The 16,297-nt window shown below is 59.7% G+C and carries 11 protein-coding genes; 6 read left to right on the forward strand and 5 right to left on the reverse strand.

Annotated features, from left to right (window positions below):
* The 3 genes from JNN07_12825 to JNN07_12835 form a co-directional block, all read left to right on the forward strand.
* On the forward strand, positions 1 to 199 hold a 199-nt coding region (locus JNN07_12825; protein MBL9168620.1), incomplete at its 5' end, for a hypothetical protein.
* Positions 200 to 593: 394 nt separating this feature from the next.
* Positions 594 to 2,048, forward strand: a complete 1,455-nt coding sequence (locus tag JNN07_12830) for a DUF1501 domain-containing protein (GenBank protein ID MBL9168621.1) — start codon at positions 594 to 596, stop codon at positions 2,046 to 2,048.
* 157 nt (positions 2,049 to 2,205) lie between these two features.
* Entirely contained in the window at positions 2,206 to 6,426 is a 4,221-nt protein-coding gene (locus JNN07_12835) for a hypothetical protein (GenBank protein MBL9168622.1), read from the forward strand.
* Between the two features lie 6 nt (positions 6,427 to 6,432).
* Here JNN07_12835 and JNN07_12840 read toward each other — a convergent pair whose 3' ends face one another.
* The 4 genes from JNN07_12840 to JNN07_12855 all read right to left on the reverse strand — a co-directional run bounded on the left by JNN07_12840 (position 6,433) and on the right by JNN07_12855 (position 10,639).
* Positions 6,433 to 7,491 carry an N-acetyl-gamma-glutamyl-phosphate reductase gene (locus JNN07_12840; protein MBL9168623.1) on the reverse strand — a complete coding sequence of 353 codons (1,059 nt, stop codon included), beginning with the start codon at positions 7,489 to 7,491 and terminating at the stop codon, positions 6,433 to 6,435.
* A 141-nt stretch (positions 7,492 to 7,632) separates the two neighbouring features.
* Entirely contained in the window at positions 7,633 to 8,028 is a 396-nt protein-coding gene (gene rpsI / locus JNN07_12845; protein MBL9168624.1) for a 30S ribosomal protein S9, read from the reverse strand.
* Between the two features lie 55 nt (positions 8,029 to 8,083).
* Positions 8,084 to 8,539 (reverse strand): 50S ribosomal protein L13, encoded by a 456-nt coding sequence (rplM, locus tag JNN07_12850; GenBank protein ID MBL9168625.1) that lies wholly within the window; start codon positions 8,537 to 8,539, stop codon positions 8,084 to 8,086.
* A gap of 81 nt (positions 8,540 to 8,620) precedes the next feature.
* Positions 8,621 to 10,639, reverse strand: a complete 2,019-nt coding sequence (locus JNN07_12855; GenBank protein ID MBL9168626.1) for a response regulator — start codon at positions 10,637 to 10,639, stop codon at positions 8,621 to 8,623.
* Positions 10,640 to 11,035: 396 nt separating this feature from the next.
* Between JNN07_12855 and JNN07_12860 the strand changes: the two genes are divergently transcribed.
* From JNN07_12860 to JNN07_12870, 3 genes are all read left to right on the forward strand, one after another.
* Positions 11,036 to 12,142 (forward strand): hypothetical protein, encoded by a 1,107-nt coding sequence (locus JNN07_12860; protein ID MBL9168627.1) that lies wholly within the window; start codon positions 11,036 to 11,038, stop codon positions 12,140 to 12,142.
* Between the two features lie 35 nt (positions 12,143 to 12,177).
* On the forward strand, positions 12,178 to 13,197 hold the full coding sequence (locus JNN07_12865) for a metallophosphoesterase (protein ID MBL9168628.1): 1,020 nt from the start codon (positions 12,178 to 12,180) through the stop codon (positions 13,195 to 13,197).
* 61 nt (positions 13,198 to 13,258) lie between these two features.
* Positions 13,259 to 14,500, forward strand: a complete 1,242-nt coding sequence (locus JNN07_12870; GenBank protein MBL9168629.1) for a serine hydrolase — start codon at positions 13,259 to 13,261, stop codon at positions 14,498 to 14,500.
* A 641-nt stretch (positions 14,501 to 15,141) separates the two neighbouring features.
* On the opposite strand, the gene JNN07_12875 is transcribed toward JNN07_12870, so the two are convergent.
* Complete coding sequence (locus JNN07_12875) at positions 15,142 to 16,074, reverse strand: hypothetical protein (GenBank protein MBL9168630.1); 933 nt, start codon at positions 16,072 to 16,074, stop codon at positions 15,142 to 15,144.
* Between the last annotated feature and the right edge of the window lie 223 nt (positions 16,075 to 16,297).

A 16,297-nucleotide genomic window follows, 5' to 3' on the forward strand; every position in this document is an offset into this window, starting at 1 on the left:
GGAGGAGGTGCCGGCGGCGGTGGAGAACCCGAGCTCGGAGGCGGTGGTGGTGGCGCAGTTGAGAGCCGATGAGGTGGAGATGGCGTATCAACTGGGGCAGGACATCACGGAGTTGACCCCGGAAGGGCGTGCGCGGCTGAAAGCGGAGTGGGAAGCGCAGGTGCAGCAGACGCAGCAGGAGCAAGCGTCGGTGGAGTAGGGGAGTAAACCCTCTGCTAGTTGGGTTGAACAAGAGCCCGGATAGGCGAGAGCCTGTCCGGGCTTTTTGTTGGGGTGTAGGGAGTGCGGAGACACGTCTCCGCTTTTCCTACGCGCAACGGAGTGACTGGAGGGCGTCCTTGGCGGATGGGTGGGTTGGAGGGGATGAGGCGGCGTGAAGGAACAGCGGTGTCGTGCCACCGCGGTCCATAGGGCGTTCCGGCTCTCCAATGACTTACGTAGCGGGGTGGCGTTATGGAGTGCGGAGACATGTCTCCGCTTTTCCTGCGCGCGACGGAGTGACTGGAGGAGCCAGATCTTCCCCTGAATCCTTGCCGCCCCGCCGACGTCTATTTTGAGCGACAACGAACCGTTGTGGCGTAAGCTATTGCGTTATGAGTCATCATCGCCCGAATCCTGAGCACCTGGCCCTGACCCGAAGGGAGTTCCTCAACCGTTGTGGAATGGGCATGGGCGCCCTCGGTTTGGCGAATCTGGTGGGAAGCATGGCCACTCCGGCCGTGCAGGCGGAGGAGGGTGGATTCACTTCCCCGTTGATGGTCAAGCATCCTCACTTCGAGGGACGGGCTAAGCGGGTGATTCACATTTTCGCCAACGGAGGGCCCTCCCACGTTGATACCTTTGACCCCAAGCCGGCTCTGGCTCAGCACGCCGGCAAACTTCTTCCCATGAAAAACTTGGCGACGGAGCGAAAGACGGGTGCTGCCTTCGCTTCGCCTTTCAAGTTCAAGAAGTACGGACAAAGCGGGATCGAGGTGAGCGAGCTGTTTTCCCATGTCGCGGAGAATATTGATGACATCGCGGTGATTCGCTCGATGCATGCCGATGTTCCCAACCACGAGCCGAGCTTGCTGCTGATGAATTGCGGAGAAGCCAGGCAGGTTCGGCCCAGCATGGGGTCGTGGGTTACTTATGGGCTTGGAAGTGATAATCAGAATCTCCCGGGTTTCATTTCCATGTGCCCCGGCGGGTATCCGATTCAAGAGTCTCAGAACTGGCAATCGGGCTTTCTTCCTGGTGTCTATCAAGGTACCTACATCAATACCGAGCACACCAAGATCGAAAAACTGATCGAGCACATTCGGAACAACTACGTGTCGCTTCCGGAGCAACGCCAACAGTTGGACTTGTTGCAGCGCATCAATTTTCGGCATCAGGAGAAGAGGAAGCAGGATGCGCAACTGGAAGCGCGGATTCAGTCCTTTGAGTTGGCTTATCGGATGCAGATGGATGCCAGCGACGCCTTCGATGTGAATCGGGAGCCGGAATCCATTCGCAAGATGTACGGCGAAGGAACTCAGGCCCGTCAGTTGCTGATTGCGCGCCGGTTGGTGGAACGCGGGGTTCGTTTTGTGCAGGTCTGGCATGGAGCAGGGCAGCCCTGGGACAACCATGATGATATCGAGACCAACCATCGCAACCTGGCCGGGCAATGCGATCAGGCGATTGGAGCCTTGCTCAAGGATCTCAAGCAGCGCGGGATGTTGGAGGACACGCTGGTAATTTGGGGTGGTGAGTTCGGGCGAACACCCACAGTGGAACTGCCCCAACCCGGGGCCAATGCCGGAAAGATCAATGGCCGCGATCACAACCATCACGGATTTACCACTTGGATGGCGGGCGGCGGCGTGCGTGGAGGATATGTCCATGGTGCTACCGACGAGTTCGGCTTCGCGGCGGTCGACAAGAAGGTGCACATCCACGACTTTCATGCCACCATTATGCACCTCCTGGGTTTCGATCATGAACGGTTCACTTTCCACCACGCGGGACGTGATTACCGCTTGACCGACATAGCGGGCCATGTGGTGAAGGACCTCTTGGCCTAAGGTATTGATGGATTGGTTGAGTTATCCGCTTCGTCGGCCTCATTTCTGAATCATTTTCTGTAAGGGGAGGGGCTCAATTCCTTGAGTCCTAGGTGAAGGCGTGTTGTCCCACGAGGTACATGCCCATTGGGAAGAGTTCCACTAACCCAAAACCCTTATGATTCGATTCTTTGAACCCAAACGGAAGTGGGCCGCGTGTCGCCAGACCCCCGGAACCACCTTTTTTAGAGCCTGCGCCTTTGTCTTAGTATGGGTGGGATGTGTGTCACTGCCCCAAGTCTTGAGGGCGGGCACCACCGTCACGATTCCTGGCGAGATCCAAGTGACAATCCAGCCTCCGGAGGCTGTGGCGGAAGGGGCACGCTGGTCAGTCGACGGTGGTGCTTTCCAGCTGTCAGGCGCATCGGTTGCCAACGTGGCAGCCGGGGGGCACGCGATTCAGTTCTCCGATCTCGCTGCCTGGGTCGAGCCGGCCACCACCGAACTGCTGGTGGTGGGTGGGAAAAGCCAGGAGGTAACGGTCACGTACCGCCGGTTGCCCTCGTTCTACTTTCGCGCCGTGCCCGCCCAGCAGGTCCGGGAGGGAACGACCCTTGAGTTCCTGGTGGGCACCGACGACCCAGGTGATCCGCAGAATCCTGGCCCGGGGGCGAGTCTTCAGTTTTCCGCTGCGCCTCAGCCTTCAGGGTTGCTGACTTTCGATCAGGCGACAGGGCGTTTTAGCTATGCTCCGAAGGCGTCGGACCGGCTGCCCTTTACGGTGAAGTTCTCCACGCAACAGGGACTGGAGGGCACGGTTGAGATCACCCCGTTGAACTCGCGGGCTTTGGAGGACGAAGTGATTGAACTCGATCCGCCTGCACCGTTGGATCCGCTGGTGCCGGATGACGAAACCCGAAACTATATTCAGATCACTGAAACCCGGAACGCGCCCGAGTTTTTCAATGGCCTCACCAACGAGACCGTGAACGTGTCCATCAGCGGGAAGACCCTGATCTTCGAAGCCGGACATCCGGCTCATCTCTACGATGAATATAACACCAACCGCCTCAATCTGCGCGAGATGCGTTTGTACGCTGACAAGGTGATCATTCGGAGTCCGCTGATCTGGCGGCAGACCCAGGTTCGAATCCAGGCCCGGGAGCTTCGATTCGAGGGCGAGGGTCGCATCGAAACAACCCCGATGCCGCCTCAATTTCATCCTGCCGGAGCGAGCTTTTTTGAGGACGATCTTAAGGTGGGACGAGATGGAATTCCGGGTCACGATGCCGGGAATGTGGAGGTATTGGTGGAGCGGTTTTTCTCGGACGCCACCACTGCCACCCGATTCGTCCTGCTCGGTGGAGAGGGAGGTCCGGCTGGGCAGGGCCGCAACGGGCAGGCGGAGGCGGATCTGGAGTTCAATTCAGCCAACTGGAAGAAGCTCATGAGCCGAGCTGGAAATCGAATCTGCTCGACCGATGGACCCACCGCTATTCTCTTCCTGCAGAGGATCAGGATCGATGAGGACGGTGACGATACGGTGACGTCCACCTGCGGAGCGCGCGTCAGCGCACGAGGGGAGAATGCGGTCCGATCTGGTTTTCCCGGTGCCGGGGGCAGGGGCGGAACGCTGCGGTCGACGGTCAATCTGGAGGGATTTGCCAAGCTAACTGGTGGGATTGCAGGCCCCCGGGGCTCGGATTACGTGGGTGGATTGCTATCGTCGAGGCAGTTCATGCATCGGGTCGTGACGAGCATGTTCTTAGATGGAAAGAACCGGACGTCGACCGTCAACACGCCGGCTCAGAAGGTTCCGGGCGCGAACGCCGCCGCTCCTGCGGGGACCAACGGGCTGAGTGGTTCGTTCCTGATCGAAACCAATTCAGGCTCGTGGGTCAGCTCCTTCGCGGTGCGGCATGTGGTACAATTCGCGAAGGACCTCTATCTCGGAGGTCGGGCGGCGGAGGCGCGGCGTCTGCTGGGGGACTACCAAGCGTTTCTTCGGGCGCACGACCAGGCCATCCCGGTGCCGGAGGAATTGGGTGACACGGAATTCGCCGAGAAAGCCAGCCGTGACCAACTGCAAGCTGAAGCAGATGTTGTCGCCCACCGGCTCGACTCGAATCTCGACTACTTCGGCAATCCCGCCGGCTGGGTTCCCATGCTTTCCTTTGAGGCGAACCTAATCGCCTTCCAGAACGAGATCCGCCATTCGATCCCCATCTTGTATCTGTCCTATTGGCTGCAGAACACCGCCACCAATTTGGAGGGCCGCCTCGTGGCCGCCACCAACTCGCTCGCCGCCCTCGCCTCTGAGAACGCGCGGCTGATCGGCGACTTCAACACGGCTCAGCTGGCGATCCCCGGTCTCAGGAACGAAGCGGAGGTCATCACGGTCCGCATCGGCGGCCTCCGCCAGCGCCTGGCGCTCAAACTGACCGAGCTAGAGCGTCGAGCGCGCGAAAACGTGGAGGATCGTCACAAGCTCCCCTTTTGGAAGAAGGCTTTGGGGGTTCTGTCGGTTGTGGCTGATCTGGTGCCTGTGGGTCAGCCAACGGTGGGCCGCATCGGGTCGGGTTTGAGCTTGCTCGCGCAAGTGGATGGGGACAAGCCGCTCGAAAGCGCGATCGACTTGGCACCCAACGCTTTTGGCGTGATGACCAACAAGAACATCTCGGTCTGTTTCGGGACTAACGCTCCCTCCAACACCTCGACGAACTCCGGCTCCTCCACCAACGACGTCAAAAAGGCCAAGAAGAAGCTGCTTAATTTTTCCAACGAGTGTAACAAGTTTCTAGGGGACGAGCTCAAGGAGCTGGCCGGCGTTTTCAAGGACGCGCAGGTCGACGACAAGGAACTCGCCGCAGAGTTGGAGAAGCTCAAGGCCTCTGATCCGGTGTTTCAGGAGCTGGTTGCCGATATCGAGGCGCTCAACACCCAAAAGGCGGAGTTTGTGCAGCGGCTAACGGCGGCGTTGCAGATCATCGGAACGGTTGACAGCGCACTGGCGGCGAACCTGATATCTGCGAACGACCTGGAGACTCAGCTGGCCGCCGGATTCGCCGCGCTCGACCACGGCGCCTTGCTGCACATCAAGGAGATGGAGCGGCGTGCCAAGGATCGGCTGTTGCAATACCAGTACTTTCTGGCCAAGTCCTTCCATTACCGAGAACTCCGTCCTTACCGAGGAACCCTGCAGCTGAACCGCCTCTTCGATCGCTTCAAGCAGCTGGTGGAGACCGGGAATAATCACCTGTTAAACGCCGAGCAGTTTAGGGAGATGGAAGCGCTGTTTACGGCCGAGCTGCGGGAGATCGTGTTGGAGATGCTGGACAACATCAACGCGCCGGACGTGGTTCAAACCCAACCCTTCCGTCTGACAGCCGCCGAGCTGCAGGAGCTCAACGAGCAAGGGCGAGTGGTGGTCAATCTCTCCCGTCTCGGCCTGCTCACCCTTACCAAGGAGAACATCCGTATCGCGGACTGGCAAACCAAGAGCATGAGCGTGCAGCCGGTGGGCGGTGAGCTGGGACGCAGTGCGGTGGTGGGAATCAACTACGAGCATTCCGGAGTTTCCCGTCTGACCTCGGCCGGGCGCAAGTTCCTCTTCCGGCACTATACGGCCCAGACGGAGAATCCTATTGTCTGGCACACGATCTTCAATGCTCGCGACGGCAACCTCAGCAACAGTGAGCTGAGCCCGGCCGAAACGTCGTTGCTCAGCGTGCTGCTGGAAGGCCAGTCGAACGTGATCGACAAACTCATGTTTTTCTCGGAGCCAGCGGCGATGGCGGATGTCCTGATCACGAAGGAGGTGGCCACCGAAAATGGTGTCGATCTCGCCATCACGGATCTGGAGTTTGAAGTGAAGCTGAATTTCGACAACTCGAGCAGTGTGCGTCGTCAGCTGGACGTCGTGGTGCCCCAGGAACTCACCCCTGTGATCACCGTGAGCCGGGTCGACCTCAATGGGCGTCAGGATGGCCAGGGAAGTTTTAGCCGAATCTTCTCCCCTTTTGCTCAGGTCAGCCTCCAAGCCCCCGCCCGGTTCGGGGAGTTTGTCTTCGATCGATGGATGATCGATGGTCGGGCGGTTTCCACCCCGGGTAACGTCGTCACGCTGACGATGGCATCGGACACTCTGGCCCAACCGCTCTTTCGTCGAAGCCCCGAATCGTTCGCGCTGACGCCAATCCCGGGAACGGGAGCCGAGATCGGTTTCACTTTCCCCACGCAACCGGGAACACGTTACCTCATCGAGCAGGCGTTTCAGATGGCAAACCCGGTCTGGGCAACCATCGAGACGCGGACTGGCGACGGCTCGCCGCAACAGTTCACCCGGGCGATCAGCGCCAACGCGACGGTGTTTTTCCGGGTGCGAACTGAGCAGCCCTGATTCGGCTTAGACCAAGCCGGCGGTCTCGGGGAACCCGCAGCGGACATTCAGGCTTTGAACTGCTTGTCCGCTCGCTCCCTTCACGATGTTGTCCTCGGCGCTCATGACCAGCAGACGTCCGGTTCGAATGTCTAGTCGCCAGGCGATCTCGATCACGTTGGTTCCGACAACGTTCTTGGTGTCGGGCAGCGCCTTGCCTTCCAAGACGCGGACAAAAGGCTCGCTCGAATACGCCGCCTGGTAACAGGCGGCTATCTCTTCACCGAGGGCCTTCGCCTCGGCATCGGTACTAAACTTCTTTTCGGGCGCCAGGTAGAGAGTGGTAAGGATCCCGCGATTGACTGGGATCAGGTGTGGGGTGAACTGAATCGTGACCGGGGATCCGGCCGCAAAGCTCAGCTCCTGCTCGATCTCGGAGAGGTGGCGGTGTTTGGGAACTCCATAGGGCCGCACACTCTCGTTGCACTCGCAGAAGAGGTAATCGACTTCCGCCTTCCGGCCAGCCCCACTCACGCCGCTCATCGAGTCGGCGATGATTCCGTTGGACTTGATGAGCTGAGCTCTCAACAAGGGCAGGGTAGGGAGGAGGATGCTGGTGGGGTAGCAGCCCGGGGAGGCGATGAGCTGGGCGGTGCGGATCTGTTCGCGGTAGACTTCCGGCAGTCCGTAGACCGAGGTGCGCAGCAGATCCGGCGCTGGATGTTCGTGAGCATAAAACTCCCGATAGACCTCGGCGCTCTTCAAGCGGAAGTCGGCGCTCAGATCGATCACCTGGCGGCCCGCTTTCATGAGAGGCACAGCGAACTCGGCCGCCACACCATGAGGGAGAGCGAGGAAAATGATATCGGCCTGCTGCGCCAGAGCTTCGGCATTCGGCTCGGTGAACCGCAGGGTCTTGGAGTGGGGATGGCTGGCAAACTTAGGAAAAACCTGAGCGATGGTCTGTCCGGCGCTCTGACGGGAGGTCACCGCCGTCAGTTCGACATGCGGGTGGTTGAGCAGCAGGCGAACTAGCTCCTCTCCTGAGTATCCGGAAGCTCCGACAATGGCGACGCGTGTGGGCATAAGATCGAAATCGATTAAATCTAGCAACGTAGAGCGGCGAGGCTTCGGGCAGCTGCAGACCAGGTGCCGAACCGCCGAGGCACGGTAATAAGAAAAAACCCCGCTGGGAAGCCCAGCGGGGTTTTTCTGAGAAAACGAGGATTAACGCTTGGAGAACTGGAAGCGTTTACGGGCACCCGGCTGACCATACTTCTTACGTTCCTTCATACGAGGATCGCGGGTCAGGAGGCCGTTGGTTTTGAGCGTCGGGCGGAGAGTCGCATCCAGCTGCAGCAACGCGCGGGCGATTCCGTGGCGCACGGCACCGGCTTGGCCGTTGGGGCCGCCACCGTTGACGTTGACGCGGACATTGTACTTGGACACTGATTCCGTCACGGTGAGCGGCTGGAGAGCGTGAATCCGTTGGGATTCCGTCATGAAATAATTCTCCAGCTTGCGGCCGTTGATCGTGATTTTTCCGGTTCCCGAGGCAAGGCGCACACGCGCCACTGCGGTTTTGCGCCGGCCGGTCCCGAGGTATTCCTGTTTCTGGGCCATGAGTGAGTTTCGTTACGGATTCAGTTCAAATAGGTGATCTTGAGCAGGTCCTGGTTTACTTGGTGACCTTGGTTCTCAGGGCGGCCGCCTTCAGCGGTTGAGGCTGCTGGGCACCGTGGGGGTGATCCGGTCCGCTGTAAACCTTGAGCTTGGTGAGCAGTTGCGCACCCAGACGGTTTTTGGGAACCATTCCATGCACCGCATGGTGGATCAAGAGTTCAGGGCGGCGAGCGCGCCGTTGGGAGGCGGTTTCAAACTTTTCTCCACCGCGCCATCCGGAGTAAGTCATGAATTCTTTGTCGCTCTCCTTTTTGCCAGTCAACAACACCTTTTCAGCGTTGATCACGACGACAAAATCCCCAGCATCGATGTGCGGGGTGTAAACAGGCTTGTTCTTGCCGCGCAAAATATCGGCAATCTGGGCCGCCAAACGGCCTAGGACGGCACCATCGGCATCAACCACGTGCCACTTGCGCTGCTGTAAATCGACTTTGGGCAAAAATGTTTTCATCAGAACCTAACGTTAAGGAGCGCGGAAACTAACAAACGGGGGGCGGGAGTCAAACGAAAAGTCGGCAAAAGACGCTCAAATTCACGGAGCCCCCTCCAGAGGGAGCGAAATGACCACAAAACCACCCCGGTTTCCTTCCGAAGGGATAATCTCCAACTTCCCTTGATGGTTTTCAATCACTTTACGAGTCACCGTCAGTCCTAACCCCAATCCGACGCTCCGGGTGGTAAAAAAGGCCTCCGTAGCCTGGCCGGCAGTTTCACTCAAAAAGCCTTCGCCCGTGTCCATGATTTCGATTTTCAGCGTCCGATTTCCATTCTCCTCCGTATGCTCATAGGTGCGAATGGCTACTTTCGCCTCCGCGGGATTCGCTTGAAGTGCGTTTATAAATACTTCAGCAAGAGCGTGTTTTAGCGCGTCGTGGTCTCCGAACACCGTGGCTGAGGTTGACTCGTTGCTTTGCTTGAGGGTCGCCGTCTGGATCGGTAGGTGCCGTTGGGCCTCCCGGAAGCCCTCCTCGATGAGCAAGACGATCGGCAGGCGCTGCATGGCCACCGGCCGATCCTGGGCCAGTAAGACCATCTGATTCACCAGCCGAGCGATGCGCTTAACGCTGCTGGCCAAGGCGGTTTCCAGCGAGGCGCGAAACTCAGGATCTTTATGCCGCGTGGCGAGCAGTTGCTGGTGAGTCGACACCGGAACGAGGGCGTTGCCGATCTCATGGGCCAACCGGTCGGCCATCGTCCGCACCAATCTCAAGTTGGCGGCTTCGATCTCCAATCGCTTGAGCTGCTCGGACTGCGTCTGATCCTCCATCATGAGCAGTGCGGAAACCGGCAGCAACATGTCCTTCCCCTGAAACGGAATGATGCTCACCTGGAAGAGTCTTCCTGGATTCTCCGACGGGCGGTATTTGAAACTCGCGGCTGCGTTGCCGGTTTTAAGAACCTGGTAGACCCGGTTGCAGAGCGTTTGGGGAAGGTCGCTGTAGGTCAGTTCGGTTTGGCGGTCGGCGGGCGCGAGGAAGAGGGTTTGGGCGGCCTTGTTGGCGTGGAGGATGCGCAGGTCGCGACCCACCACGACGCACGCGCTGTTCAGCTCGCGCAGGATGTCGGCCATCATACCATGGTTCCGGACTACCCGCTCATTGGCCCAGATTTGCTTGATCGCCTGGGCTAGGTGCTCGCCCAAGAAGAACAGGGCCTCGACGGTTTCCTGGTCCAGCATCTCGCCGTTGATTTTTTCGCTGAAGCCGATCAAGCCCAGCATAACCTCTCCCTCCATCAGACTGACGATCGACTCCACGCCCAGCACATCCATCTCCTGCTCGGCTGTGGTGTTGCCGACCAGTTGCTCGGAGTTGCGACGGAGGATACCGACGCGCCCGCCCAGGCAGGCCCCTAAGCCATTGTCGAGCGAGAGTTCAAAGTGCTCTAGGACTTTGGGAGAGACTCCCAAGGCCGCGATCGAATGAAGTCGGCGTCCTTCCGCTTGAATCGCCGACCCGGCCTCGAGTGCCAGGGGCTGTCGTAAAAAGACTACGATCCGATGCACGGCGAGGCTGCGTCGCAAGGAAGGCAGCACCGCTTGGAGCAGGGATGGAACTGAGTACGCGTGCGGGAGCAGGGCCGCGACCTTTTGCAGTGATTCCATCCAGCGCGGAAACTCCTGGTTGAGGGCGGCTGATGCGGGCGTGATCGGGCCAGTGGTGGCGAGTCGTCGCGCCGAAGGCGCGTTTCGGACTGGCGTGGAGAGCCGTTCCAGGAACGAGTGCAGTAAACGGCCGCGCACCGGCTTGGTCAGAATCTGGGAAACTCCCCGGAGATAAGCCGTTTCCTCCCATTCGGGCGACCGGGTGGTTGTGAAGACCAGGACGGGCAATTTTGGACCCAGTTCCCTTAGTTTCTCAATGGTCCACATGGCCTGCACCTGAGGCTGGTCAGCATCGAGCAGACACACGTCGAGAGCCCCGTGCTTGAGCAAGGGCTCCGCTTCGTCTATGTCCGGGCGATGAATGATCCGATATGGATGAGACTCCAGAGCTGATCGAATGGCGTTGGGCAGCTCTGGATTCTGCGCCAGCACCAGGATCGTCTTCATGAATGTACGACTTAGTTCTGCCTGGGTATATTCTTCTGAAACCGACTTCACTGATTTGTCTGTGAGCATTACTGCAGTGCTAAAGCAAAGTTGGCAATACTGGAATGGAGTGGATTGGGCACTTTATCCCGGTTCGCGGGGCTCATTTCAAGCGCTCATTGGTACTACGAGCACGTCCGTGATGTTCTTTCACTCGAGCAGGCCGTCGGACGTGAATGTCGTTCTACGGGATGCTCACCCCGGCTCCGAGTCGGGGTCGGGACAGGTCCGACCGGCTGCTAGGTGATTTTTCATTGTGTGAACAGTGGGACGGACTATTCTATCCCCAACGCAGGGTTGGCAGACGGGATTTGAAAACCGTCAGGAAGCGTCGACTCTGGTTACGTTAACGGACGAATGGCTCGACTACCCAAAGATCAGGACGTTCGGGAGAGCCGAATGCCGTCGCAGGAATGCCCGGGTGACAGCGCATTGCTGGTGCTCGATGCGGACGGCAACGCAATCCAGTTCAATCCGCAGGCTCGGTTCTTGGGACTTGTGCCCAAGGACGCGGGTTTACCTGTCCCTGCGGCCCAGCTCCCGCCGTTCCTGGAAGAAACCCTAGGCGCTGTTCGAGCCGCGGGCTCCGGCAGTCTTTCTGTTCGAGCACTTTGGGCTCGAGCCGGGCAGCTGCCTGGTCATTTTCAGGTGGATTCGTTGTGGATTCCCGGCTCGGTTGGTCACGGCGAGGGGGGGCGCTGCCTAATGGCGGTGAGGTTGCTCGAAGCGGGCGAGGCGGTTGCCGATGCTCCCTTGGACGCCTCCAATCCGCGGCCTTGGTATGCGGCGCGTGCCCATGAGATCAAGAATTCTTTGGTCGCCGTCAAAACATTGGTTGATCTGGTGTTGGAGAAGCAGCCAGGGCTGGGGATCGCTCATATCGTGCGGCAAGAGATTCAGCGCATTAATGCTTTGGTTGGGCAGATGCTCAAGACGAGCGCACCGGATCAGCCTCGGTTCGAGTGGGTGAAGCCGCACCACATCATCGAGTCTGTGGCTCGGCTCATGACACCTCAATTGCACGACCGCTCGGTCTTGCTCCAGGTGGAGTTAGGGGCGGGCGAGGAGGAGGTATGGGGCGATCCTCACCAGATCGAACAGGCTATTTTAAACCTGGTGATCAATGGCTTTGAGGCGATGGGACCGGAAGGTAAGCTGACGGTTCGGACCTCGATCCAGCGAAAGGAGCTGCCCCTGGCGCGCGGATCCGAAACGGATCCCCAGCGCGCCTATGTGATCGCGGTGAGCGATAGTGGCAGTGGGATCGCCCCGGATCATCTGGACCGTTTGTTCGATGAGTTCTTCACCACCAAACCGGGGGGGACCGGCCTTGGATTGCCCATCACGCGTCAGATTGTTCGGGCGCACCGCGGCTTGATCGAGGTTCAGACCGATCCTTCGAAGGGTACCACCTTCGAGCTGTTTTTTCCGATGCATCAGCGGACTGCTGCGGCAGAACCCTGAAGGCATCACAGCCAGCCCCCAAGGTTGGTGTTTTCTTGACCCTCTCGATCCAGATCCGCACGGTGAGTCAGATGATTCGCCTCGTGGTGGTTAGCGACATCCATCATGCCGGCCCGCTCGAACGCGCTCGTGGTGGAAAGATTCCGGAGGATCGGTCGGCGCTCTGGCAGCGCCTGCTTCTCCGCTTCCATCGCCGTTTTTTGTGGTTGGACAACCCGTTTGCGCACAATCACTTGTTGGACGGTTTTTTGGATCGTGCCGGAACTCCCGATTGGGTCATTGCCAACGGTGACTACTCGTGCGATTCAGCTTATCTGGGGCTGAGCGATCCCGCGGCTTACGAGAGCGCCGCGCTCTGCCTCCAGCGTCTGCGCGACCGTTTCGCAGGTCGGTTGCTGGCCATCATGGGGGACCATGAGTTGGGCAAGCGGAGCATGGCGGGCGGCTTCGGCGGGCTGCGCTTGGCGAGTTGGCATCGCACGCGATCCGACCTGGGAGTGCCTTCGTTCTGGACTCAGGAACTAGGCCGCTATGTCTTGATGGGGGTGACCTCGACGGTGCTGGCGTTGCCCGTCTATCAGGGGGAGGCGTTGCCCGAGGAACTGGAGGCATGGCACGAGTTAAGGCGTGCGCATTTGGCCGAGATTGCCGGAGCTTTCGACCGACTTCGATCTGATCAGCGCGTGATTCTGTTTTGTCATGACCCGAGCGCTTTGCCCTTCCTCTGGCGAGAGACCGCGGTTCGCGACCATGTCGCTCAGATCGAACAAACCGTGGTGGGCCACCTTCACTCTCCGCTCATTCTCTGGCAGAGCCGTCTACTTGCGGGCATGCCGCGTCTGACATTCCTGGGCAGCACCGCCAAACGTCTCAGCTCGGCCTTGCAGGAGGCCGGGCACTGGCGCCATTTTCGAGTGCGGCTCTGTCCGTCGTTGACCGGCATCCAGCTGCGTCAGGATGGCGGTTTCTTTCAGGTGCTGCTCGATCCAGAAGCGCGGGAGCCGGCGCGGTTCACCTTCCAGCCATTGCCCTGGCCTGAGTGGGTGGTCGGCTAGCAGCGACCAGCGCCCCCGAAACCGCACGGCTGTTTGCGAGGTGTAGAAACATCATCGGACTATGGTAGCGCGAATATTTGACCGCAGGATACGATGCTGCACCGCCATGCTGGCGGTTGTGGCTTGCACGGCGTGCGTCTGGTTGCCGCCTGAGCGAGAGCGTGATTTGACGGGTTGGCTGCGACGGCAGACTGCCCGGTTCGGCCCGCTCCTAGAGTCGGCGAGGGAGTATCGGCTCCAGATCCTGATCTCGGAGGTAGTCGATGATCGACGTGGCTTTCCTTCGCTTCGGACCTGGAGCTTTCGGCCGGGAGCAGAGTATTTCTATCCCGCCAGCGCTGTGAAACTCTGCGCGGCAGTCTCGGCGCTACAAGCCATTGAGGCGCTGCAACGGGCCCACGCGAGCGGGGATCTCCTCCGCGTCCCGCTGGAGATCGCGCCACTTTTTCCGGGTGATGTCGCTCAGAGGTCGGATCCTTCAAATGCCGAGGGTCAGCGTATTACGGTGGGACACGAGATCCGCAAGCTCGCGTTGGTGTCTGATAACCAGGCTTTTAACCGTCTCTTTGATCTGGTGGGACACGAGCAGTTGCATCGGTCGATGCAGGAGTTGGGTTTAAACTCTCCCGTGCTCAATCATCGGCTTTCCGAATCCCGGGTGATTCCGCAGCCGCTGAACTCGGCAGCGGTCACCCTGCGGCTATCCGATTCGGCCTCCGTCGAGGTGCCGGCTCGCGTGGGCTTGCTGGCTCGGACGAATCGCGCCCCACGGATTCAAGTGGGAGCCGGCTTCCTGCGCGGCGACAAGACTGTCTTGGAACCCATGGACTTTACCCGCCGCAACGGGATTAGTTTGCGAGACTTGCAACATCTGCTCGTGAAGGTCGTTAGGCCGGACATCGACCTGGGAACGCCGGGCTGCGGGCTCACGGACTCCCATCGGGACTTTTTGGTCCAGGCACTCACGCAGTATCCGAGGGAGTCGAGAAATCCCGTGTATCCTGGAGAGCGTTTCCCAGACGACTATTGCAAGTATCTCCTACCGGGTATTCGTCGGGTGTTTCCGTCCGTGGTTGAGTCGGAGCGCATCCAGGTGACTGGAAAAATCGGGCAAGCGTACGGATTTACGGTCGAGAACTCGTATCTCAGGAACCCGGCGAACGGCCGAGCGGTGTTTGTGACTGCGGTCATCTATACGAACCGGGATGAGATTCTCAACGACGACCGTTACGAGTATGAAACCGTTGCTGCGCCGTTTTTCGCGAACCTGGGAGAGTGCGTGGCACGTCGCTGGTTGAAGTGACCCTTGGGATTGTCGGTGTTAGCTTCCTTGGTGAATGGGTGTGTGGGTGGGGCTAAGGTGGGGTGAAGGAACAGCGGTGTCGTGCCACCGCAGTCCATAGGGCGGTCAGGCTCTCCAATGAGGTAGGTAACGGGGTGGCGTGATGGAGTGCGGAGACACGTCTCCGCTTTTCCTGCGCGCGACGGAGTGGCTGGGGGCTTCCCTGGTGAATGGGTGTGTGGGTGGGGCTAAGCCGGGGTGAAGGAACAGCGGTGTCGTGCCACCGCGGTCCATAGGGCGGTCAGGCTCTCCAATGACGTAGGTAACGGGGTGGCGTTATGGAGTGCGGAGACACGTCTCCGCTTTTCCTACGCGCGACGGAGTGGCTGGGGGGCGTCCTTGGCGGATGGGTGCGTTGGTGGGGATGGGTCGGCGTGAAGGAACCGCGGTGTTGTGCCACCGCGGTCCATAGGGCGGTCAGGCTCTCCAATGACGTAGGTAACGGGGTGGCGTTATGGAGTGCGGAGACACGTCTCCGCTTTTCCTACGCGCAACAGAGTGACTGGAGGACGTCCTTGGTAGATGGGTGCGTGGAGGGGATGAGGCGGCGTGAAGGAACAGCGGTGTCGTGCCACCGCAGTCCATAGGGCACGAGTCTCAGCTTACGGCTCGTTGGCTTGAGGTTCGGCGATGGGCTCTGGCTCCGGATTGGGCTCTGGATCGGGTTCCGGCTCAGGTGGGGTGGCTCGTGTCGCTGGCTGGAGAGGTATGGGATTGCCGTTGTCATCCAGCCTGGGAAACCACCTCATCGCATCCGCTTGGTTACCGATCGGTGTCTTGCGGCAGCGGCGGACCAAGCTCTTGTAGAAGACATCGGCGGCCTGCGGGTCCCGGTTTTTGATCCAGCTTCCGGCGGTGCAGAGTATTCGGGCGGTCTCGTCGTCGTTGTTGGGCAGGAGCTCGGCCGCTTGCCAGGCCATCGCTGCCGCCGTGTAGCGGTAGTGAAAGCGCTTGTTGAGTTGTGGGGCATGGCGGGCAGCGCGGCTGACCTCGTTGCTAGACGGGCTGGCGTAGGGAGGGGCAGCCAGCCGCGACTCCAGCGTGACTCCGGCCTCGAAATGCGCCCCATGCACCGACCAGTCGGGCTCGAGTTCGGTTCCCATAAGTTCGAGCCCGTGAGCCCGGGCGACTTGGGCCGCCTGCCACCAGCCGCCGGCTCGCTCCGACTTGGCCAGCGACTCATCGGAACCCTTGCGCATTCCTTCGATCATGCTTTCCAGTTGAGCGCGAGCCCCCGGTGGCAAGTAGGGCGCCGCTTCCTCTGCCCGGTTGTCGCGGGCCAGCCGTCTTCCCAGGAGGTGACGGAGGCTGGCTCGTTGCCGATTTTCTCGGGCGGCGTCCCCTTCCGGCGCACTCTCATCGATAGCCGGGTCCGATGGGGTATTGCCCTCCTCAGGTGGAAGTTCCGGCCAGTGGCGGTCTACATAGGTTTTCAGTTCGTCCAAGGTCAGCACTCGCTCGGCGACATAGGCAGCATCCATCCAAAAGTCTGCGCGGACGAGCGCATCCAGCGCCTGGCTGTATTCGCGGCGCACAAGCCTTAGAACCCCCAGCTCGGCATGGAATTGCTGAGGAGCGGACACCGCCTCCTCCTCCGTCCACAGGCTGGAGATCAGGCCCGAATGGCAGTTAGTTAGCGCTTCGAAGAAATGCGGTATTTGGGACCGAAGACGCTGTTTTTGTAGTATCGGTTTCGATGGGAAATTTCGCGAAACGTTCTCCGATGTTTCATCAGGAGCGGATAAGGCTTAGGTCTGC

Source organism: Verrucomicrobiales bacterium (assembly GCA_016793885.1).
In the GTDB taxonomy this organism is placed as follows: Bacteria; Verrucomicrobiota; Verrucomicrobiia; order Limisphaerales; family UBA11320; genus UBA11320.